This window comes from Streptomyces sp. NPDC058964 (assembly GCF_042741275.1).
Lineage (GTDB): Bacteria > Actinomycetota > Actinomycetes > Streptomycetales > Streptomycetaceae > Streptomyces.
The window spans coordinates 1-21,194 of the sequence record NZ_JBHYKH010000106.1 but is presented as its reverse complement, the minus strand read 5'-3'; the positions used below and the strand labels follow the sequence as shown (position 1 = coordinate 21,194).

Annotated in this window: 16 protein-coding genes; 13 read left to right on the top strand and 3 right to left on the bottom strand. The window is 71.4% G+C overall.

The genetic code is table 11. The features are described 5' to 3' along the window. Nucleotides 1-31 precede the first annotated feature (31 nt). Nucleotides 32-835, bottom strand: coding sequence for an SAM-dependent methyltransferase (locus tag ACFW2E_RS15995; protein ID WP_384466761.1), 804 nt, complete (start codon nt 833-835; stop codon nt 32-34). 204 nt (nt 836-1,039) lie between these two features. Here ACFW2E_RS15995 and ACFW2E_RS15990 point away from each other — a divergent pair, with 204 nt between their 5' ends. The 7 genes from ACFW2E_RS15990 to ACFW2E_RS15960 all read left to right on the top strand — a co-directional run bounded on the left by ACFW2E_RS15990 (nt 1,040) and on the right by ACFW2E_RS15960 (nt 8,833). Continuing rightward, complete coding sequence (locus ACFW2E_RS15990; RefSeq protein ID WP_384466758.1) at nt 1,040-1,381, top strand: hypothetical protein; 342 nt, start codon at nt 1,040-1,042, stop codon at nt 1,379-1,381. 202 nt (nt 1,382-1,583) lie between these two features. Then, nucleotides 1,584-3,812, top strand: coding sequence for an MMPL family transporter (locus ACFW2E_RS15985; protein WP_384466756.1), 2,229 nt, complete (start codon nt 1,584-1,586; stop codon nt 3,810-3,812). Beyond that, nucleotides 3,790-4,362: a GNAT family N-acetyltransferase gene (locus ACFW2E_RS15980; protein WP_384466754.1), complete on the top strand. Its 573-nt coding sequence runs from the start codon at nt 3,790-3,792 to the stop codon at nt 4,360-4,362. Before ACFW2E_RS15985 ends, ACFW2E_RS15980 begins: the two co-directional genes overlap by 23 nt. Before the next feature lie 35 nt (nt 4,363-4,397). Continuing rightward, nucleotides 4,398-5,009: a hypothetical protein gene (locus tag ACFW2E_RS15975; protein ID WP_384466752.1), complete on the top strand. Its 612-nt coding sequence runs from the start codon at nt 4,398-4,400 to the stop codon at nt 5,007-5,009. Nucleotides 5,010-5,204: 195 nt separating this feature from the next. Beyond that, the gene (locus ACFW2E_RS15970) at nt 5,205-5,393 is read left to right on the top strand and encodes a hypothetical protein (protein ID WP_384466750.1); all 189 of its coding nucleotides are present in this window, start codon (nt 5,205-5,207) and stop codon (nt 5,391-5,393) included. 161 nt (nt 5,394-5,554) lie between these two features. Beyond that, nucleotides 5,555-8,611, top strand: coding sequence for an AAA family ATPase (locus ACFW2E_RS15965; RefSeq protein ID WP_384466748.1), 3,057 nt, complete (start codon nt 5,555-5,557; stop codon nt 8,609-8,611). 36 nt (nt 8,612-8,647) lie between these two features. Further along, on the top strand, nt 8,648-8,833 hold the full coding sequence (locus tag ACFW2E_RS15960) for a DUF6191 domain-containing protein (RefSeq protein WP_384466746.1): 186 nt from the start codon (nt 8,648-8,650) through the stop codon (nt 8,831-8,833). Between the two features lie 9 nt (nt 8,834-8,842). Here the strand turns inward: ACFW2E_RS15960 and ACFW2E_RS15955 are convergent, their stop codons facing one another. Together ACFW2E_RS15955 and ACFW2E_RS15950 are read right to left on the bottom strand one after the other, a co-directional pair. Then, complete coding sequence (locus ACFW2E_RS15955; RefSeq protein WP_384466759.1) at nt 8,843-9,988, bottom strand: PQQ-dependent sugar dehydrogenase; 1,146 nt, start codon at nt 9,986-9,988, stop codon at nt 8,843-8,845. Between the two features lie 129 nt (nt 9,989-10,117). Next, nucleotides 10,118-11,116: an aldo/keto reductase gene (locus ACFW2E_RS15950; RefSeq protein WP_384466744.1), complete on the bottom strand. Its 999-nt coding sequence runs from the start codon at nt 11,114-11,116 to the stop codon at nt 10,118-10,120. A gap of 76 nt (nt 11,117-11,192) precedes the next feature. On the opposite strand from ACFW2E_RS15950, the gene ACFW2E_RS15945 reads away from it, so the two are divergent. The 6 genes from ACFW2E_RS15945 to serA all read left to right on the top strand — a co-directional run bounded on the left by ACFW2E_RS15945 (nt 11,193) and on the right by serA (nt 21,136). Next, on the top strand, nt 11,193-12,155 hold the full coding sequence (locus ACFW2E_RS15945; RefSeq protein ID WP_384466742.1) for a 2-hydroxyacid dehydrogenase: 963 nt from the start codon (nt 11,193-11,195) through the stop codon (nt 12,153-12,155). A gap of 395 nt (nt 12,156-12,550) precedes the next feature. Beyond that, nucleotides 12,551-15,568, top strand: a complete 3,018-nt coding sequence (locus tag ACFW2E_RS15940) for a putative bifunctional diguanylate cyclase/phosphodiesterase (protein WP_384466740.1) — start codon at nt 12,551-12,553, stop codon at nt 15,566-15,568. Nucleotides 15,569-15,811: 243 nt separating this feature from the next. Continuing rightward, nucleotides 15,812-17,662: an acetolactate synthase large subunit gene (locus ACFW2E_RS15935; protein WP_384466739.1), complete on the top strand. Its 1,851-nt coding sequence runs from the start codon at nt 15,812-15,814 to the stop codon at nt 17,660-17,662. 20 nt (nt 17,663-17,682) lie between these two features. Then, entirely contained in the window at nt 17,683-18,207 is a 525-nt protein-coding gene (ilvN, locus tag ACFW2E_RS15930; RefSeq protein WP_384466737.1) for an acetolactate synthase small subunit, read from the top strand. A gap of 111 nt (nt 18,208-18,318) precedes the next feature. Beyond that, nucleotides 18,319-19,317 (top strand): ketol-acid reductoisomerase, encoded by a 999-nt coding sequence (ilvC, locus tag ACFW2E_RS15925; RefSeq protein WP_384466735.1) that lies wholly within the window; start codon nt 18,319-18,321, stop codon nt 19,315-19,317. 229 nt (nt 19,318-19,546) lie between these two features. Next, a complete protein-coding gene (gene serA / locus ACFW2E_RS15920) occupies nt 19,547-21,136 on the top strand; it encodes a phosphoglycerate dehydrogenase (RefSeq protein WP_384466733.1) in 1,590 nt (529 codons plus the stop codon). Nucleotides 21,137-21,194: the final 58 nt, after the last annotated feature.

Sequence of the window (21,194 nt, the reverse complement as noted above, 5' to 3'; positions counted from 1 at the left end):
GGGGGGGCCCCCCCCCCGGGGCCCCTAACGGCTACTTGCGGCGTCCCACGACCCGCACGAAGCCCAGAGCGCGGCCCTGGTCCGCCCGGACCATCCCGCCGACCCGGCGGGCCATCGTGCGGTGGAACTCCTCCGGGCTCTCCTCGGCGACCACCTCGCACCACAGCAGCCAGTCCCGCCAGCCGTCCGGCTGCCAGTCGGCCGCCTCGACCTCGACGGCGCCGCCGCGCGTCCAGTGGCGCCGCCACCATTCGGGGGAGTGGAAGCACCAGAAGTCCGGCTCCCACCACGGCGCGAGATGCGCCGGAGGCTCCGTACCCTCGGGCTCCTCCCGGAGTGCCGGTACGACCACACCGATCCGTCCGCCGGGCTTCAGCAGCCGGGTCAGGGTGGGCAGGTACAGGTCGTTCGTGCCGAAGTACTGGTACGCGTCGACGGAGACGATCGCGTCGAACGTCCCCTCGCCGAACGGCAGATCGTGCGCCTCGGCGTACACGGGCAGCACGCGGTCGGCGACGCCGGCCTCGGCGACGCGTGCCGTGTTCTCGTCGGGCCTGACCCACAGGTCGGCGGCGACGACCTGGGCGCCGTACTCCTTCGCGAGGAAGACGGAGGTCATGGCGCGGCCGCAGCCCAGGTCGAGGACGCGCGCCCCGGGGCGCAGGTCCGCCAGGCCGAGTGCGGGGGCCAGCCACTCCAGCAGCCACAGAGCGTGCGGGCCCATCTGGTTCTCGATGGTCCAGCGGACGTCGTACCGGTCGCTGCGCGGGTGGCGGGGGTGGCTCAGCCGGTCAGTCAGGTCGTCGGTCGAGGTCCTGGATGTGGCGTCGGACATGTTGTCGGACATCGGTGAACGGGCTCCTTGGGTCCTTCGTACGGGAGAGGTATGCGTAGGAGCTCGGTCGGACCGTCAAACAATGCACCTGCTTCGGTCGGCGGCGACGTGCCGTCCTCGGGGACCACGGACGCCGGGACGCTAACAGCCGTCCCCGGTCCCCGCATCCGAATTCCCCGGGCACAGGTACTACGCTCCCCCGCCATGAGTGGACGCACCGATTCCGGCAGACGAACCCTGACGGCCGAGCCGAACGACGTGGACGACGTGGACGACGTGGACGACGTGGACGACCCCGTACAGGACGCGCGCCGGGCCCGCTGGACGGCGACCGGCACCGGAGCCCTGCTGTCCCTCGCGGGCCTCGCCGCCTCGCTGATGCGCCTCACGGGCTCCGCTCCGGTCATCGTCCCGGCCGCCTACGCCTTCGGCGCCGCCGTGTGCGCCTTCGCCGCGGTCCTCGGTGCGCGGGGCCGGACCCGCCGGGCCCTGTGGCTGCTGATCGCGGGGGTGGCGATCATGGCGCTCGGAGACCAGTTCGACTGAAGTACCCGTCGCGGTGACGGAGTTGACCGAACTGTCCTGTGACGTGCCTCCCACTCTTGTCGATACCCCCGCGAACACGGCAAAGGATCACTTTCGCCTGCAAGAGTGTCCCCGATTGCTCATACGTTCTTTGCGGGCTGTTCAGCACATGGACGATCTCTCCCGGTCAAAGATCCACGAATCATCACCTGGGAGCACGTCCGTGGCAGCCCTTGCGCGTTGGTGCGTCCGGCACCGTCTGCTCGCCGTCGTGCTGTGGCTCCTCGCCTTCGGCGGGGTCACCGCGGCCGCCGCCGTCACCGGCTCCGCGTACTCGACCGACTACGAGGTTCCCGGCACCGAGTCGGGCCGCGCCGCCCAGCTGCTGAGGGACGGATTCCCGGGACTCGGCGGCGACACCGACACGGTCGTCTGGCACACCACCTCCGGCACGGTCCGCGCCTTTGACGTCCAGCAGACGATGACCCGCACGCTCGACGAGATCGCCGACCTGCCCGGGGTGTCGTCGGTGACCAGCCCCTACGACGGCTCGTCCGGCCGCCGGATCAGCCATGACGGACACACGGCGTACGCCACCGTCGTCCTCGCCCGGCCGGCCGAGGACATGTCGAAGTCCGAGGCGCGGGCCGTCGTGCGCGCCGCCAAGGCCGCCGAGACCGACGGGCTCCGGGTCGAACTGGGCGGCAGCGCCATCGGGCTCACCGAGTCGTCGAGCGGGCACGTAGCCGAGGCGGTCGGCGTGGTCGTCGCCGCCGTCGTGCTGTTCCTCGCCTTCGGCTCCCTCGCCGCCTCGCTGCTGCCCATCGCCACCGCGCTGGTGAGCGTCGGCACCGCGTACGCCACGACCGTGCTGCTCGGGCACGCCATGACGGTCGCCGACTTCGCGCCCATGCTCGGCATGCTCATCGGACTGGGCGTCGGTATCGACTACGCGCTGTTCATCGTGACCAGACACCGGCGCGGCCTGAAACGCGGCCTCACCGTCACCGAGGCCGTCACCAACGCCGTCGCCACCACCGGACGCGCGGTGGTGTTCGCCGGCGCCACGGTCTGCATCGCCCTGCTGGGCATGCTGATCCTGCGGCTGAGCTTCCTCAACGGGGTCGCGATCGCCGCCTCCTCGACCGTCGTGCTCACCGTCGCGGCCTCGGTGACCCTGCTGCCCGCCCTGCTGTCCTGGACCGGACCGCGGGCCCTGAGCCGCCGGGAACGGCGTCGGCTGGCCGAGCACGGGCCGCAACCGGAGCTGCCGACCGGCCTCGCCGCCCGCTGGTCCGCGTTCGTCGAACGCCACCCCAAGCTCCTCGGCTCCGTCGCCGTGGCCGTCGTCGCGGTCCTCGCGCTGCCCACGCTCTCCCTCCGTCTCGGCACCTCCGACCAGGGCAACGACCCGCGGACGTCGACCACACGGCAGGCGTACGACCTGCTCGCCGAGGGCTTCGGCCCCGGTGTGAACGGTCCGCTGACCCTGGTGACCCGCGTCGACGGCGCCGCGGACCGGCTCGCCCTCGACACCCTCGACACCACCCTGCGCTACACCGAGGGCGTCGCGTCGGCGTCACCGGCGAGGTACGACACCGGCGGCGACACGGCCTTTCTGACCGTCGTCCCCGGCTCCGCGCCCCAGTCGCAGCGGACCAGCGACCTCGTGGACCGGCTCCGTACCGATGTCCTCCCGCGCGCGGAGACCGGAACCTCGCTGGACCTGCACGTCGGCGGAGTGACGGCCGGCTACGACGACTTCGCCGACGTGATCGTCGGCAAGCTGCCGCTGTTCGTCGCGGCCGTCATCGGGCTCGGCTGCCTGCTGCTCCTGCTCGCCTTCCGGTCGCTCGGCATCCCGCTGAAGGCCGCCGTCATGAACCTCGCCGCCGTCGCGGCCGCCTTCGGCATCGTCGTCGCGGTCTTCCAGTGGGGCTGGGGCAGCGAACTGCTCGGCCTCGGCCGCGCCGGCCCCATCGAGCCCTTCCTCCCCGTGATCATGGTCTCGGTCCTCTTCGGACTCTCGATGGACTACCAGGTCTTCCTGGTCAGCCGGATGTACGAGGAATGGCTGGAGACCGGCGACAACCGGCGGGCCGTCCGCGTCGGACTCGCCGAGACCAGCCGGGTCATCAACTCCGCCGCGGTCATCATGATCTCGGTCTTCCTCGCCTTCGTGCTCAGCGGCGACCGGGTGATCGCCATGTTCGGCATCGCGCTGGCCTCCGCGGTCGCCCTGGACGCCTTCGTCCTGCGCACCCTGCTCGTGCCCGCCCTGATGCACCTGCTCGGCGGAGCCAACTGGTGGCTGCCCCGCCGGCTGGACCGCCGCATGCCGCGCATCAGCATCGAACCGCCCGAGTGCCGTGCCGCGCATGAGAGGCTCACCGAGGCCGTGGATGAACTGACGAAGGAGCGGCGGCAGGATGTACGCGATTTCCCTGGGTGACGACGGCGCCGAACTGCGCCCCCTGGAGCCCTGGCACGCCGGGGAGTTCCTCGCGCACCTCGACCGGGGGCGGGAGTTCATCGGGCAGTACATCGCCTTCGGATCACGCGAGACAGATGTCGAGTCCGCGCGGGCCCTGCTCGTGACCTACGCCGAGAAGCGCGCCGCCGACAACGGCGGCCTGCACGGCATCTGGCTGGACGGCAAGCTGGTCGGCGGTGTCCTGTTCCGCACGTTCGACGCCGTACAGGGCAACTGCGAGGTCGGCTGCTGGCTGGAGCCCGCCGCGGCCGGGCGGGGACTGGTGACGCGCGCCGTCACGGTGCTCATCGACTGGGCGGTCGAGGAACGCGGCATCCACCGTGTGGAGTGGTACGCCGCCTCCGCCAACCGGCCGAGCGTCAACGTCGCCCGGCGGCTGGGGATGACCCGGGACGGGGTGCTCCGCGAGAGCCACCTCCACCGAGGCGTCCGCCAGGACATCGAGGTGTGGTCGGTGCTGGCCGCCGAATGGCGGGCGGCACGCGCGCGCACCGCCCGCGATCATTAAGGGACCTCTCAGACAGCGTCCGTACGGTGCGGGGCATGGCAACGAAGACAGCTGACGGCGCCGGGACCGGCACCGGGACGAAGAACGACGGGGCGACGGCCGACGGGGCGACGGCCGACGTCACCGAGGCCGGCGACCGGGCCGACGAGGCGACGGAGACCGGGACCGCGACCGACGCCGCCGTGGAGGCCGACGGCGACGAGACAGCCCTCGGGGCGACCGACGAGACGACCGAGGCGGAGGCTCAGGGGCCCTCCGGGGTCGGCCAGGGAGCCGCCGCCGTCGTCTCCGCCGCACTGGGCCTCGTCTCGCTCAGCGGCGGCTGGATCGGCACCGTGGCCGCCGCCCGCGAGACCCTCATCGGCCAGCTGCGGACCGCGTCGACCGCGACCGTCGCCCAGCAGGTCAAGGAGGTGTACGGCGACGCCTGGCACACCACCGCGCTGTGGGCCGGCCTCTTCGCACTCGCCGCGCTGATCACCGGCGTCGTCGTCCTGGCCCGGCCCGCGTTCGGCACCCCCGGCAGGGCCCAGGCCCCCTGGATCAGGTCGGTCGCCTGGGCGGGCGTCTGCCTCGGCGTCGTCGGCCTGCTGCTGGCCGTCCTCAAGTACTCCGACGCACTCCTCGCACTGCCCACCACGAACTGAATCACCGCAGTTCACAAGGGGCCTTAGGGCATCCGTAAGTACCTTATGGAGCTCCTGAGGCCCCTTACGCGCGTCCGGGGCCGCTCAACCGCCCGAAGATGCGGAACTCTCCCGATGTGGCCCACCCCCCTGGGAGACGAAGGTGGAGGCATCGCAGAAAGCGAAGCCCGGAACCGAACCCACAGGGGACACACCATGTTCGAGTACGAAATCCACCGGATCCGTTCCGCCGAGCTGCGCCGCCGGGCCCAGGACGAGCGCCTGGCCCGCCAGGCCGTACGCTCCCGGCGCGCGGCCCGCCGGGAGGAGGAGGCCCGCCGGGCCGCCACGACCGAGGCTCATACCGACCGCTCCCGCCGGCACCGGCCCGCCCGCACCGCGTGATCGCCGGAGAGGGGGAGGGCGGCCGTACGGGGGTCGGCCGCCTTCTCCCGCACGGCCGCGGGGTGCGGGCCCCGCTCCGGCGTACGGCACCCGCCCCGCCCGCACCGGCGGCTCCGCGCACGCCGTGGAAAACGGATGCCGCCCCGTCGGACTCCCGTGCGATGCTCGGACCCGTGGAGACCAGGTCCGTCAGCCCCGTGTTCGTCGGCCGCGCCGACGAGTTGAACACATTGAACGACGCGCTCGCCCGTGCCGACGCGGGCGAGCCGCAGGCATTGGTGGTCGGTGGTGAGGCGGGTGTCGGCAAGACCCGCCTCGTCGAGGAGTTCGCCACCGCCGCCTGCCGCCGGGGTGCCGTCGTGGCGCTCGGCGGCTGCGTGGAGATCGGCGCCGACGGACTGCCGTTCGCCCCCTTCTCCACCGCCCTGCGCTCCCTGCGCCACGCCCTGCCGGGCGAACTCGCCGCCGCCGCCGCGGGACAGGAGGAGGAACTGGCCCGGCTCCTGCCCGAGCTGGACGAGACCGCACCCGGCCGGACCTCGGGCCGGCACGACGAGGAAGGCATGGCCCGCCTCTTCGAACTCACCGCCCGGCTGCTGGAACGCGTCGCCGCCGACCGCACGGTCGTCGTCGTCCTGGAGGACCTCCACTGGGCCGACGCCTCCACCCGCCACCTCCTCTCCTACCTCCTGCGCACCTTGCGCACCGGCCGTCTCGTCGTCCTCGCCACCTACCGCTCCGACGACATCCACCGCCGCCACCCCCTGCGCCCCCTGCTCGCCGAACTCGACCGGCTGCGCACCGTCCGCCGCGTCGAACTCGCCCGCTTCAACCGCGCCGAGGTCGGCCGCCAGATCGCCGGCATCCTCGCCACCGAACCGGACCCCGCCCAGGTCGACGAGATCTTCGAACGCTCCGACGGCAACGCCTTCTTCGTCGAGGAACTCGCCGTCGCCGCCCACGAGGGCTGTTGCACGGGCCTCACCGACTCCCTGCGCGACCTGCTCCTCGTACGCGTCGAGGCGCTGCCCGAGACCGCCCAGCGGGTCGCCCGGATCGTCGCCGAGGGCGGCTCCACCGTCGAGTACCGGCTGCTCGACGCCGTCGCCCGGCTCACCGAGGACGACCTCATCGAGGCGCTGCGGGCCGCCGTGAACGCCAACATCCTCACCGCCGCACCCGGCGGCGACGGCTACCGCTTCCGCCACTCCCTGGTCCGCGAGGCCGTCGCCGACGACCTGCTGCCCGGCGAACGCTCCCGTCTCAACCGCCGCTACGCCGAAGCCCTGGAAGCCGACCCGGCCCTCGTCCCGGCCGACGCCCGCGACATGCGCCTGGCCAGCTACTGGTACCACGCCCACGACCCCGCCAAGGCGCTGCCCGCCGTCCTGGACGCCTCCGCCGTCGCCCGCCGCCGGCACGCCTACAGCGAGCAACTGGGGCTCCTGGAACGGGCCATGGAACTGTGGGACAGCGCCCCCGACGACGTACGGGCGGCTCTGCGCCCCGTCGACTACACCGATGTCTACCCTCCCTGCGGCTGCGACCCGGCCACCACGCCCCTGCGCTACCTCGACCTGATGGCGGAGGCCGCCGTCGCGGGCCGGCTGTGCGGGGAACGCAAACGCGCCCTGAAGATCACCAAGCGGGCCCTGCGCCTGCTGGACGACGAGGACGATCCCCTGCGCGCCGCCTGGTTCTGGACCCAGCGCTCCAGCCTGGTCCAGGCACAGGGGCGCGGCGACGGACGCCACGAACTGGCCACCGCCGAGGAACTGGTGCGCGGCCTGCCGCCCTCCGAGGTGCACGCCCAGGTACTGGGCAGCGTCGCCAACTGGTCGATGCTGCACGAGCCGGGACCCAAGGCCCTCGCCGCCGCCGAACGGGCCGTGGAGTACGCGCGCATGGTCGACGCCCGCGAGATCGAGCTGAACGCACGCGTCACCCTCGGCGGCCTCATGGTCGACTCGGGTGCGGTCGAGGCGGGCCTGGCGGAGATGTACCGGGTCAAGGAACAGGCGCTCCAGGAGGGCTTCCCCTACGTCGCCGGCCGCGCCTATGTGAACCTCCCCTCCGAGCTCGAATCCGTCGGCCGCTCCCGGGAAGCCGCCCCCATCCTGGAGGAGGGCATCCGCTTCACCCGGAAGTTCGGGCTGCTGGGCTCCGAGTCCTGGGTGTGGGCCAACCTCTCCGATTCGCTGTACTCCCTCGGCCGCTGGGACGAGGCCGCCCGGGCCGCGGCCGACGCGGCCGGCCGGGGGCCCAGCACCAAGCCCCTGGGCACGGCCGCCATGTGCCTGGCCCGCCTCGCCCTGGGCCGCGGTGACCTGGCCGATGCCGCCCGTCAACTCGCCGCCGCCCGAAGTTACTTCGGTACCCACGACCCCGTGCCCCAGCAGTGGCTGCCGCTGGCCCGCATAGCCGTCGGGGTGGCCGCCGCGGAGGGCCGCCTGCTCGACGCCCGCGCCGAGTTCGAACGGGCGCTGGACGCCGGCACCCCGCCCGGCACCCACAACTACGCCTGGCCCCTGTTCCTCGCCATGGCCACGGCGGAGGCCGACGCCCGCACTCTGCCCGCCGCCCGGGCCGGCCGCGCCGAGATCCTCGACCGCGTCCTGCACGCCGCCCGGAGACTCACCACCGGCGCACCCGTCTGGCTCGCCCACGACCGGTGGGTCCGCGCCGAACTCAGCCGCGCCGAGGGCACGGACACCCCGGACACCTGGTCGGAGGTGGTCACCGCCTTCGAGTCACTGGAACGCCCCTACGACCTCGCCCGGGTCCGCCGCCGCCTCGCCCAGTCCCTCCTGTCCGGAGCCGGAACCGGGGACGACGATCGCGACCGCGCCCTGGAACTGCTCCGCCTCGTCCGTGCCGTCGCCGACCACCTCGGCGCCCGCCCGCTCGCCGACTCCGTGGCGCTCCTCGCCCAGCGCGCCCGGCTCGCCCTGACCTGCCCCCCGCTGCAGGCACCCGGCGACCCCGTCGAGGCCCTCGGCCTCACCAGCCGGGAACGAGACGTCCTCCGTCTGGTCTCCGACGGCCGCACCAACCGCCAGATCGCCGAGGAACTCTTCATCTCCCCGAAGACCGCGAGCGTCCACGTCTCGAACATCCTGGGCAAGCTCGGCGTCTCAGGCAGGGGCGAGGCGGCGGCGGTGGCCCATCGACTGGGGCTGTTCCCGTCCGGCCCGCACCACGCCAGGGCGGCGGGGTGAGGCCGACACCGCGAAGACCGGCATCGGGGAGGCACCGTGTTCAACATCTTCGAGGAACTGTTCGCACCGGGCCGCAAGCACACGCAGGATGAGCGGAACAGGCTGGAGCTGACCCGGGAGGACGTCGGGGACAACGATCCCGGGCGCGGGCCGATAGACCTTGAATCCGGGAAGGTTGTCGTGCGGCCGCCCAGGCCCTCGGACGAGTCCGCGGAGGAGTAGGCCGACCGGTCAGCGCACCTCCAGCTCCAGGATCCGGTCGTCGCCCTTCTTCGGGGTCCCCCGTCCGTCCGTGTTGCTCGTGACCAGCCACACCTTGTGGCCACCCGCCGCGACCACCGTGCGCAGCCGGCCGTACTCGCCGGTGAGGAAGGCCTGGGGGGCCGCCGACGCCGCCGTGCCCTTCAGCGGAACGCGCCACAGGCGCTGCCCCTTCAGGGCCGCCATCCAGATGACCCCGTCGACATGGGCGATGCCGCTGGGGGAGGCCTCGTCGGTGTGCCACTGGGCCAGCGGGTCGTGGTAAGCGGGGTCCGACGACCTGCCCTCCGCCTCCGGCCAGCCGTAGTTGTCGCCGGGTTTGATCGCGTTCAGCTCGTCCCAGGTGTCCTGGCCGAACTCCGAGGCGAACAGCCGCTGTTTGTCGTCCCAGGCCAGACCCTGCACATTGCGGTGGCCGTAGGTGTACACGGGGGAGTCGGGGAACGGGTTGCCCGGGGCAGGCTCGCCCTCCGGGGTCAGGCGCAGGATCTTGCCGCCCAGGGACTTCTTGTCCTGGGCCAGGTCCCGCCGGCCGCTCTCGCCCGTGCCCGCGTAAAGCATGCCGTCCGGACCGAAGGCGATCCGGCCGCCGTTGTGGATGTAGCCCTTGGGGATGCCCCTGAAGATCGTGTCGGGCGCGCCCAGCTGTTCACCGGCGGGCTTGTGCTCGTCGTACAGCATGCGGACGATGCGGTTGTCCGAGGCCGAGGTGAAGTACGCGTAGATCATGTGGTCCGAGGCGAAATCGGGGGAGAGGGCGATGCCCAGGAGGCCGCCCTCGCCGGCCGGGGACACCCCGGACACCTTGCCCAGCCCGGTCTGCTTGCCCGTCTTCGCGTCGACCCGGGTGATCGTCCCGTCGTCGCGCGACGAGACGAGCAGGTCGCCCTCGGGCAGCGGAGCCAGGCCCCACGGGGTCCTCAGGCCGTCGGTGACCGTCCTCAGCACCTTGACCGATCCCTTGGCGGGCGGGGTCGGCTCGGCCGCCCGCCCGGAGGGGGAGGCCCCGGACGCCGTCCCCTTCGGCGTCGTGATCCCCACCCCCGGCGGTGTTCCGCCGCCCGAGGAGCAGGCGGCCGTCAGCAGGAGGGTGGCCGAGGCCAGTACGGCCGTCACAACTCGACGTTGCACGATCAGATCCCTTCGACGCGGCGCTCGGGGTGGTCAGCCTCTCCCCTGTCATACACCGCTCGTCGCGTCCGGGTTGCCGGTCATGGGGGTCGGATGCGGCCGGGCCCCGGCGGATCAGTCCCACGACCCCTGCGCGGCCGGCAGCCGGGCCAGTGCCGTCAGGTCCTGCGGGGTCAGCCGCACGTCCACCGCGTCCGCGTTCTGGTTCGCCCAGCGGTACTGCTTGGTGCCGGGCACCGGGACGACGTGCCGACCCTGGGCGAGTACCCACGCCAGCGCGACCTGCGCGGGGGTGACCTCTTCCCCGTGCCGCCGGGCCACCCGGCGCAGGCCCACGACGATCGGCTGATTGGCGGCCATCATCTCGGCCGTGAAGCGGGGGTGGCGGGCGCGCAGGTCGTCGGGCTCGAACCCCTCGCCCGGAGTGAGCGTGCCGGTCAGGAAGCCGTTGCCCAGGGGCATCGCGGCAAGGAAGCCCACGCCGCGCGCCTCGCACCACGGCACCAGCGCGTCCAGGGCCTCCGGCGACCACACCGACAGCTCGGCCTGCACCGCGCTCACCGGGAAGACCTGCTGCACCCGCTGGAGCTGACGGAGCGTCGCGTCGTGCAGCCGGGTGCCGGACCGGCGTCCGCCCCGCGCGCCCACCGCGCACAGCCCCAGCGCCCGCACCTTTCCCGCCCGCACCAGCTCCGCCATCGCGCCCCACGTCTCCTCGACCGGGACCTCCGGATCGGCGCGGTGCAGCTGGTAGAGGTCGATCACGTCCGTCTGGAGGCGTCTGAGCGAGGCGTCGCACGCCCGCCTCACATACCCCGGGCGGCCGTTCGCCACGATGTGCTGCTCACCCACCAGCAGGCCGACCTTCGTCGACACGAAGGCGTCCTCGCGCCGCTCCTTCAGCACCCGCCCCAGCAACAGCTCATTGGTGAACGGGCCGTACATGTCGGCCGTGTCCAGAAGTGTCGAGCCCAGGTCGAGAGCCCGGTGCACGGCCCTGATCGACTCGTCCCCGCGCTGCCGCGAACCGCTGTACGCCCAGCTCATCGGCATGCACCCAAGTCCGACGGCCCCCACCGCGAGTGCCCCCGCGCCGATCGTCCTTCGCTCCACCTGCTCGTGAACCTCCCTCTCCTGCCACCCCAACCTAACCTCTGCTCACAGGCACTCCTGACATAGCCTCCTGACCATGACTGCAGACGTGTGGCTTCCCATTCCGCCGGCGGACATCGAGGGGCTTCCCGAGGGGCTCCGCTACCTGTTCTGGGACGGGGGTGAGGACGGCGAACAGGAGTTCCCCGGCGATCCCGCCGAGTGCGTCGTGTACGTGGTGCCGTACATGAAGAGCCAGCCCGTCAAGGTGCGCCCCCTGGAGCGGATGCGCAACCTCCAGGTCGTCCAGACCCTCACGGCAGGCGTCGACGACATCACCGCGCGTGGGTCGTCCATCGTGCCCGGGGTACGCCTCTGCAACGCGCGGGGTGTGCACGAGGCGAGCACGGCCGAGCTCGCGCTCACCCTGACCCTCGCCTCCCTGCGCGGCATCCCGAAGTTCGTCCGGGCGCAGCAGCAGGAGACATGGCTCAGCGAGTTCCATCCGGCCCTCGCCGACAAGTCCGTCCTCATCGTGGGGTACGGCGCCATCGGCTCCGCCATCGAGGACCGGCTCGCGCCCTTCGAGCTCGCGCGGGTGGCGCGCGTCGCGCGCTCTGAGCGCACCACGGCGCGCGGACCGGTGCACCCGCTCACCGAACTGCCCGCCCTGCTCCCGGAGGCAGACGTCGTCATCCTGTCCACCCCCCTCACGGAGACCACGCGGGGCCTGGTCAACGGCGACTTCCTCACGCTCATGAAGGACGGGGCGCTGCTCGTCAACGTCTCCCGCGGGCCCGTCGTCGACACCAACGCGCTGCTCAAGGAGCTGGAGAGCGGCCGGATCACGGCGGCCCTGGACGTCACCGACCCGGAGCCGCTGCCCCCGGGCCACCCCTTGTGGCAGGCGCCCGGCGTACTGATCAGCCCGCATGTCGGCGGACCCACGTCGGCCTTCCTGCCGCGCGCCAAACGGCTGCTGGTGGACCAGTTGCACCGGTTCGTGAACCGGGAGCCGCTGCGCAACGTGATCCTTACGACGGGCTCCACGGGCGTGTGACGGCGGGCGCGATCGGCATGTGATCAGGTTCGGGCACCCTCCGCAATCCTCCGGACGCTGTACGTGCGCGCATCGCCGCTGATCGTCACTGAGCGTAGAGAAGCTATGTCCCTGAGTGACGAGACTGGTGTATCGTCCCGACAGGGGCTGCGCCGCGACCGTTCGGCGCCGGGGATGGACATTTCAGATATGTGAGGGGGGCGACGGGCGATGCACGGCCTATGGACGAACGATCCGACGCGGCGGAGCCGCCGACGGCGACCCTGGCGCACAACCGCGCGCAGACGCGGCCATCACACGAGCCAACACCGCCGGCCCAGCGGACGCAGGAGGCATGCGCACCCAGCGCACCGGGACCCCCGGGACCCGGGAGCGGCGCGGACCGGGAGGCCCCGGTGAGCTCCCCGCCGACTGTGACGACCACCCTCAACGGAGCGTTGCGGGCACAGCCTCCGTCGGGGACACCGCTGCCCCGCCCGCCGGCCCTCGGCGGCGGGACCCGACTGGTCCACCAACTCGTCCTGGCCCTGGTGTGCGCGGCATACGCCGTCGGTTCCGCGCTCGGCTGGGGTTCGGACCTGGTCGCGCTGGTCATGGGTGACTTCGGCCTGACCGCCGCGGCGGGCACCGCCGCCGTCTCCTGCTTCCTCTACGCCCGAAGTCCCCGTGTCCGCTTTCGACCCGCCTGGCTGCTGTTCTCCCTCTCCTCGGCGATGGCGGCCCTCGGCAACGCGGTCTGGGGGTGGTACGAGGTCGTCCTGGAGCGGCCCGTGCCCAGCCCCAGCTACGCCGACCTGTTCTTCCTCTGTTTCGCGCCGCCCGCCATCGTCGGACTGCTGGTGCTGGCGAAGCGGCCGGTGACGAAGGCGGGCTGGATCTGCCTGGCCCTGGACGCCTGGCTGATCGGCGGCTCGCTGCTCACGCTGTCGTGGAGCCTCGCCCTCGCCCAGGCCGCCAGATTCGACGGGCCGAGCGTGGCGCACACCGCGCTGTCACTGGCGTATCCGCTCCTCGACATCGCGCTCGTCAGCATGGTGCTCGCGCTGCACTTCCGGCGCTCGCCGGGCAACCGCACGGCGGTCAACACCGCCATCGGCGCGCTCGCCCTGACCGTGATGTGCGACGCCCTGTTCACCTCGCCGCTGCTGCACAGCAGCTACCACTCCGGCCAGCTGCTCGACGCGGGCTGGTTCGCCGGCTCGCTGCTGCTCGCGTACGCCCCCTGGGCCGCGCCCAGGCGCCAGGGCCGGCCGGAGTCCGACCGGCACGGCGGCGACGGGCACACGCTCGTGGTCCACGAGCACGTGCCCGGACAGCGTGCCGAGGGCCACCACCAGGCGCCCGCGCCCGCCCCGGGGGGTGATCACAGCCGGTATCCGGCCGGCCGGCCCATCACCGGCTCCCTGGCCGCGCTCACCCCCTACCTGGCCGCGGCCGTGTGCACCCTGGGCATCCTGTACAACGTCCTCAGCGGACGCAGTCCGGACCACGTCGTGCTCATCACCGCCGGAGCCGTGGTGCTCGCGCTCGTCGTGCGCCAGGGCATCATGCTGCTCGACAACATCAGCCTCACCCAGGAACTGGCCCAGAAGGAGAACCACTTCCGGTCCCTGGTGCAGGGCTCCAGCGACGTCATCATGATCGCCGCGCCCAACGGCATCCTCCGGTACGTCTCCCCGGCCGCCGCCGGGGTCTACGGACGGCCCGCGGAGGAGCTGGTGGGCACCGAACTGGCCAATCTCATCCACCCGGAGGACCTGGGCTGCGTGGTGCACGAGGTGCGCCGTTTCCTCGCCGCCAGCCCCCTGGAGGAACCCACCACCCGCATCGAGTGCCGTTTCAGGTCCGGCGACGACGGCTGGCTCAATGTGGAGTCCACCGTCAACCGTCACCACGGCGGCCTCATCTTCAACAGCCGGGACGTCACCGAGCGGGTGCGGCTGCAGGCGCAGCTCCAGCACAACGCCGAGCACGACCCGCTCACCGACCTGCCCAACCGCGCCCTGTTCACCAAGCGCGTGCAGCAGGCCCTGTCCGGCCGCCGGGCCTCCGACCGCGGCGCCCACCTGCGCGGCACGGCCGTCCTCTTCATCGACCTGGACGGATTCAAGGCCGTCAACGACACGATCGGGCACCAGGCCGGGGACGCGCTGCTCGTCCAGGCAGCCCGCAGACTCCACGAGTCGGTCCGGCAGGGGGACACCGCCTCGCGGCTGGGCGGCGACGAGTTCGCGGCCCTGATCGTCGGGGACGGAACCCGTGACCGCAGTGCCCGGGAGCGGCACATCCTGGAGCTCGCCGACCGCCTCAGGGTGACCCTCTCCCACCCGTACCTCATCGACGGCAACGATGTCCGTGTCAACGCCTCCATCGGCGTGGCCTTCGCCGAGCCGGGCCTGGGCGCGGGCGAGTTGCTGCGCAACGCCGACCTCGCCATGTACCGCGCCAAGTCGGCGGGAAAGGGCCGGGTCGAGCTGTACAAGCCGCAGATGCAGCAGGACGTCGTACGGAAGGCGGAGCTGGCCACGCGGCTGCGTGCCGCGCTGCACGACGGCGAGTTCGCCCTGCTGCACCAGCCGGTGGTGTGTCTGGAGAGCGGCCGGATCACATCGATCTCCGCGCAGGCGCGCTGGCGCTCCTCCCAGGGGGTGCTGTTCACGCCGGCCGAGTTCCTGCGAGTCGCCGAGGACTGCGACAAGACCTCGGAACTGGACCGCTGGATCCTCGAGGAGGCCGTCGAGCAGGCCGCCGAGCGGGCCGCGAGCGGGCTCACCGTGCCCGTGTCCGTCCGGATGAGCGCCCGGCGGCTCCTCGACCGGTCGATGCCGCTCGGCTCGGTGGAGGCGCTGCTCACCCGGCACGGACTGCCCTCCGGTGCCCTGGTGATCGAACTGGCCGACACCGACCCCCGGGTGTCCCTGGACGAGCTGGAGCGCCGTCTCGGCGCCCTGCGGCGGCTGGGCGTCCGGATCGCACTGGACGGCTTCGGCAGCGGCTACGCGGCGATCACGGCGCTCCGGCGGCTCCCCGTCGACGTGCTGAAGCTCGACCGCGGTCTGGTCGAGGGCGTCGTCGAGTCCGCGCGACTGCACAAGATCACCAATGGGCTGCTGCGTATCGCCGCCGACCTGGGCATGCAGTCCGTGGCGGAGGGCGTGGACCTTCCGGAGCAGGTCGTGGCGCTGCGCTCGATGGGCTGCACGCACGGGCAGGGCATGGCGTTCGCCGGGCCGCTGGACGAGTTCCGGCTGCGGCAGGCGCTCGGATCCGGCCAATATCCGGTTCCCCATGGACCGGTCGAGCCGGCGTTCGCGGGCGGCGGCGCGGGGGTGTACACAAGTGGTGTGCCCGCTGTCTTCGGAGGCGGAAGTGCCCTTCGCTCACATAATGAGACTCCCGTCCCACCCACTTGACACGTGGTGCGCGTCGGGGGGAGGGTCAGTGCCATGCGCACCCGAATTCTCGTACTTGGACAGCGCGTCGGCTGAGCTGGGACCCACCGGAGGACGATCCGGAATCCCCAGCGACCACACCGGCGCGCTCCCCTCGCTTGCCTTTTGGCACGAGGGGTTTTTTGTTGCACCAGCACCATCCGTACGGACGCAAGAACCCGTACGAACTTCGCGAAAACCCTCAGCATCGAGAAGAGAATGCCGATGACCGAGCAGGCCACCGGGGCCCACCATCCGCAGCCGCGGCCCCGTTCCGGAGGACAGCCCACGACCGTCGAGCACGTGACGGGTGCGCAGTCCCTCATCCGTTCGCTTGAGGAGGTCGGCGCGGACACGGTATTCGGCATTCCCGGTGGCGCGATCCTGCCCGCCTACGACCCCCTGATGGACTCCACCCGGGTCCGTCACGTCCTGGTCCGGCACGAGCAGGGCGCCGGCCACGCGGCCACGGGTTACGCGCAGGCGACCGGCAAGGTCGGTGTCTGCATGGCGACGTCGGGGCCGGGTGCGACGAACCTGGTCACGCCCATCGCCGACGCGCACATGGACTCGGTGCCGCTCGTGGCGATCACCGGGCAGGTCGCGTCCAAGTCGATCGGCACGGACGCCTTCCAGGAGGCGGACATCGTCGGCATCACGATGCCCGTCACCAAGCACAACTTCCTGGTCACCAAGGCCGAGGACATCCCCCGGGTGATCGCGCAGGCGTTCCACATCGCCTCCACCGGCCGTCCCGGTCCGGTCCTGGTCGACATCGCCAAGGACGCCCTCCAGGCGAGGACCACCTTCTCCTGGCCGCCCGTCATGGACCTGCCCGGCTACCGCCCGGTGACCAAGCCGCACGCCAAGCAGATCCGCGAGGCCGCCAAGCTGATCACCTCGGCCAAGCGGCCCGTCCTGTACGTCGGCGGCGGGGTCCTCAAGTCCCACGCCACCGCCGAGCTCAAGGTCCTCGCCGAGCTCACCGGAGCGCCCGTCACCACCACGCTGATGGCGCTCGGCGCGTTCCCCGACAGCCACCCGCTGCACGTGGGAATGCCGGGCATGCACGGTTCGGTCACCGCCGTCACCGCGCTGCAGAAGGCCGACCTCATCGTCGCCCTCGGAGCCCGCTTCGACGACCGCGTCACGGGCAAGCTGGACAGCTTCGCCCCGTACGCCAAGATCGTCCACGCCGACATCGACCCGGCCGAGATCGGCAAGAACCGCGCCGCCGACGTGCCGATCGTCGGCGACGCCCGTGAGGTGCTCGCCGACCTGATCCAGGCCGTGCAGAAGGAGCACAGCGAGGGTCACCGGGGCGACTACACCGCCTGGTGGAACGACCTCAACCGCTGGCGCGAGACCTACCCGCTGGGCTACGACCAGCCCGGGGACGGCTCGCTGTCCCCGCAGCAGGTCATCGAGCGCATCGGACAGCTCGCGCCGGAGGGCACGATCTTCGCGGCGGGCGTGGGCCAGCACCAGATGTGGGCGGCGCACTTCATCCAGTACGAGAAGCCCGCCACCTGGCTGAACTCCGGCGGCGCGGGCACGATGGGCTACGCGGTCCCGGCCGCGATGGGCGCCAAGGCCGGCGTTCCGGACCGTGCGGTCTGGGCGATCGACGGCGACGGCTGCTTCCAGATGACCAATCAGGAGCTCACCACCTGCGCCCTGAACAACATCCCGATCAAGGTCGCCATCATCAACAACGGCGCGCTCGGGATGGTCCGCCAGTGGCAGACCCTCTTCTACAACCAGCGTTACTCCAACACCGTGCTGCACTCCGGCCCGGAGGCCGACGGCAAGCAGCCGAGCGCCGGCACCCGCGTCCCCGACTTCGTGAAGCTGTCGGAGGCCATGGGCTGCTACGCGATCCGCTGCGAGAACCCGGAGGACCTGGACAAGGTCATCGAAGAGGCGAACTCCATCAACGACCGCCCCGTCGTCGTCGACTTCATCGTCCACGAGGACGCGATGGTGTGGCCGATGGTCGCCGCCGGCACCTCCAACGACGAGATCATGGCCGCCCGGGACGTCCGCCCCGACTTCGGCGACAACGAAGACGACTGAGCGAGAGAGACCACAGAGAAATGTCCAAGCACACGCTCTCCGTCCTGGTGGAGAACACGCCGGGCATCCTGGCCCGGATCGCCGCCCTCTTCTCGCGCCGCGGCTTCAACATCGACTCGCTCGCGGTCGGTGTCACCGAGCACCCCGACATCTCCCGCATCACCATCGTGGTGAACGTCGAGGACCTGCCGCTGGAGCAGGTGACGAAGCAGCTCAACAAGCTCGTCAACGTGCTGAAGATCGTCGAACTGGAGCCCGCGCAGGCCGTTCAGCGGGAACTCGTTCTGGTGAAGGTGCGCGCCGACAACGAGACGCGTTCGCAGATCGTCGAGATCGTCCAGCTGTTCCGCGCCAAGACCGTGGACGTCTCGCCCGAGGCCGTGACCATCGAGGCCACCGGCAGCAGCGACAAGCTCACCGCCATGCTCAAGATGCTGGAGCCGTACGGCATCAAGGAGCTGGTCCAGTCCGGCACGATCGCGATCGGCCGCGGCGCCCGTTCGATCACGGACCGCTCGCTGCGCGCGCTCGACCGATCCGCGTAAGGCTGGATACGGGCGGTCCACGGCCGCCCGTATGCCGAGACCCCGAAACCTCACTTCCGCCCGCCGTCATACGGTGGGAGCAACATCTGCACACCAAGGAGAGAACCCAAAGTGGCCGAGCTGTTCTACGACGCTGACGCCGACCTGTCCATCATCCAGGGCCGCAAGGTCGCGGTCATCGGCTACGGCAGCCAGGGCCACGCGCACGCCCTGTCGCTGCGTGACTCCGGTGTCGACGTCCGTGTCGGTCTGCACGAGGGCTCCAAGTCCAAGGCCAAGGCCGAGGAGCAGGGTCTGCGCGTGGTGAGCCCGGCCGAGGCCGCCGCCGAGGCCGACGTCATCATGATCCTCATCCCGGACCCGATCCAGGCCCAGGTCTACGAGGAGTCCATCGCCCCGAACCTGAAGGACGGCGACGCGCTGTTCTTCGCCCACGGCTTCAACATCCGCTTCGGTTTCATCAAGCCCCCGGCCGGTGTCGACGTCGCCCTGGTCGCCCCGAAGGGCCCAGGCCACCTGGTCCGCCGCCAGTACGAGGAGGGCCGTGGCGTCCCGGCGATCGCCGCCGTCGAGCAGGACGCCACCGGCAACGCCTTCGAGCTGGCCCTGTCGTACGCCAAGGCCATCGGCGGCACCCGCGCCGGTGTCATCAAGACGACCTTCACCGAGGAGACCGAGACCGACCTGTTCGGCGAGCAGGCCGTGCTCTGCGGCGGCACCTCCGCCCTGGTCAAGGCCGGCTTCGAGACCCTCGTCGAGGCGGGCTACCAGCCGGAGATCGCCTACTTCGAGTGCCTGCACGAGCTGAAGCTGATCGTCGACCTCATGTACGAGGGCGGCCTGGAGAAGATGCGCTGGTCCGTCTCCGAGACCGCCGAGTGGGGCGACTACGTCACCGGCCCGCGCATCATCACGGACGCCACCAAGGCCGAGATGAAGCAGGTCCTCGCGGAGATCCAGGACGGCACCTTCGCCCGTAACTGGATGGACGAGTACCACGGCGGTCTGAAGAAGTACAACGAGTACAAGACCCAGGACGCCGAGCACCTGCTCGAGACCACCGGCAAGCAGCTGCGCAAGCTGATGAGCTGGGTGAACGAGGAGGCGTAAGCCTCATGGCCGGGGCCGGAGCGGAGTGCTTCGGCCCCGTTGTCCATCCCGTCCAGCCCCGGACGGGTGATCTCTCCGCAGAGGCGCAAGACGACCCCTGTCGCGCCACTACACTGCATCAACATACGCGTCAGGCCCACAGCGTCGTGCGTCTTCCGCGGCTAGCCCCTCCTCCGCCTGCGGCCGTCGGGACGGCCGTCCGCATGCATTGGACTTGTGAGGACCTCACGTGAGCTCGAAACCTGTCGTACTCATCGCTGAAGAGCTGTCGCCCGCGACCGTGGACGCACTCGGCCCCGACTTCGAGATCCGGCACTGCAACGGTGCCGACCGGGCGGAGCTGCTTCCCGCCGTCGCCGACGTGGACGCGATCCTGATCCGTTCCGCCACCAAGGTCGACGCCGAGGCCATCGCCGCCGCGAAGAAGCTGAAGGTCGTCGCGCGAGCCGGCGTCGGCCTGGACAACGTCGACGTCTCCGCCGCCACCAAGGCCGGCGTGATGGTCGTCAACGCCCCCACCTCCAACATCGTGACCGCCGCCGAGCTGGCCTGCGGTCTCATCCTCGCCACCGCCCGCAACATTCCGCAGGCCAACGCCGCGCTGAAGAACGCCGAGTGGAAGCGCAGCAAGTACACGGGTGTGGAGCTGGCCGAGAAGACGCTGGGCGTCGTTGGCCTGGGCCGGATCGGCGCCCTGGTGGCCCAGCGCATGTCCGCGTTCGGCATGAAGGTCGTCGCGTACGACCCCTACGTCCAGCCCGCGCGTGCGGCGCAGATGGGCGTGAAGGTCCTCTCGCTGGACGAGCTCCTCGAGGTCGCCGACTTCATCACCGTGCACCTGCCGAAGACCCCCGAGACGCTGGGTCTCATCGGCGAGGAGGCCCTGCGCAAGGTCAAGCCGAGCGTGCGCATCGTCAACGCGGCGCGCGGCGGGATCGTCGACGAGGAGGCGCTGTACTCGGCGCTCAAGGAAGGCCGCGTCGCCGGCGCCGGCCTGGACGTCTACGCGAAGGAGCCGTGCACGGACTCCCCGCTGTTCCAGTTCGACCAGGTCGTCTGCACCCCGCACCTCGGCGCCTCCACCGACGAGGCGCAGGAGAAGGCCGGCATCGCCGTCGCCAAGTCGGTGCGCCTCGCGCTCGCCGGTGAGCTGGTGCCGGACGCGGTGAACGTCCAGGGCGGTGTCATCGCCGAGGACGTCAAGCCGGGCCTGCCGCTCGCGGAGCGCCTCGGCCGCATCTTCACCGCGCTCGCCGGTGAGGTCGCGGTCCGTCTCGACGTCGAGGTGTACGGCGAGATCACCCAGCACGACGTGAAGGTGCTGGAGCTGTCCGCGCTCAAGGGTGTCTTCGAGGACGTCGTCGACGAGACGGTGTCGTACGTCAACGCGCCGCTGTTCGCGCAGGAGCGCGGTGTCGAGGTCCGGCTGACCACCAGCTCGGAGGCGACGGACCACCGCAACGTGGTGACCGTGCGCGGCACGCTGGGCAACGGCGAGGAGGTGTCGGTCTCCGGCACCCTGTCCGGTCCGAAGCACCAGCAGAAGATCGTCGCGGTCGGCGACTACGACGTCGACCTCGCGCTCGCCGACCACATGGTCGTCCTGCGCTACGAGGACCGTCCGGGTGTCGTCGGCACCGTCGGCCGCGTCCTCGGCGAGGCCGGCATCAACATCGCCGGCATGCAGGTCGCCCGCGCGGTGGCGGGCGGCGAGGCGCTGGCGGTGCTGACCGTCGACGACACGGTGCCCTCCGGGGTGCTTGCCGAGCTCTCCGACGAGATCGGGGCGACGTTCGCCCGCTCGGTGAACCTGGTCTGAGCGACCGGGGCCTGAGCAGCCCTCCCCGAACGCCGGACGGGCCGAGAGAGCATCTCGC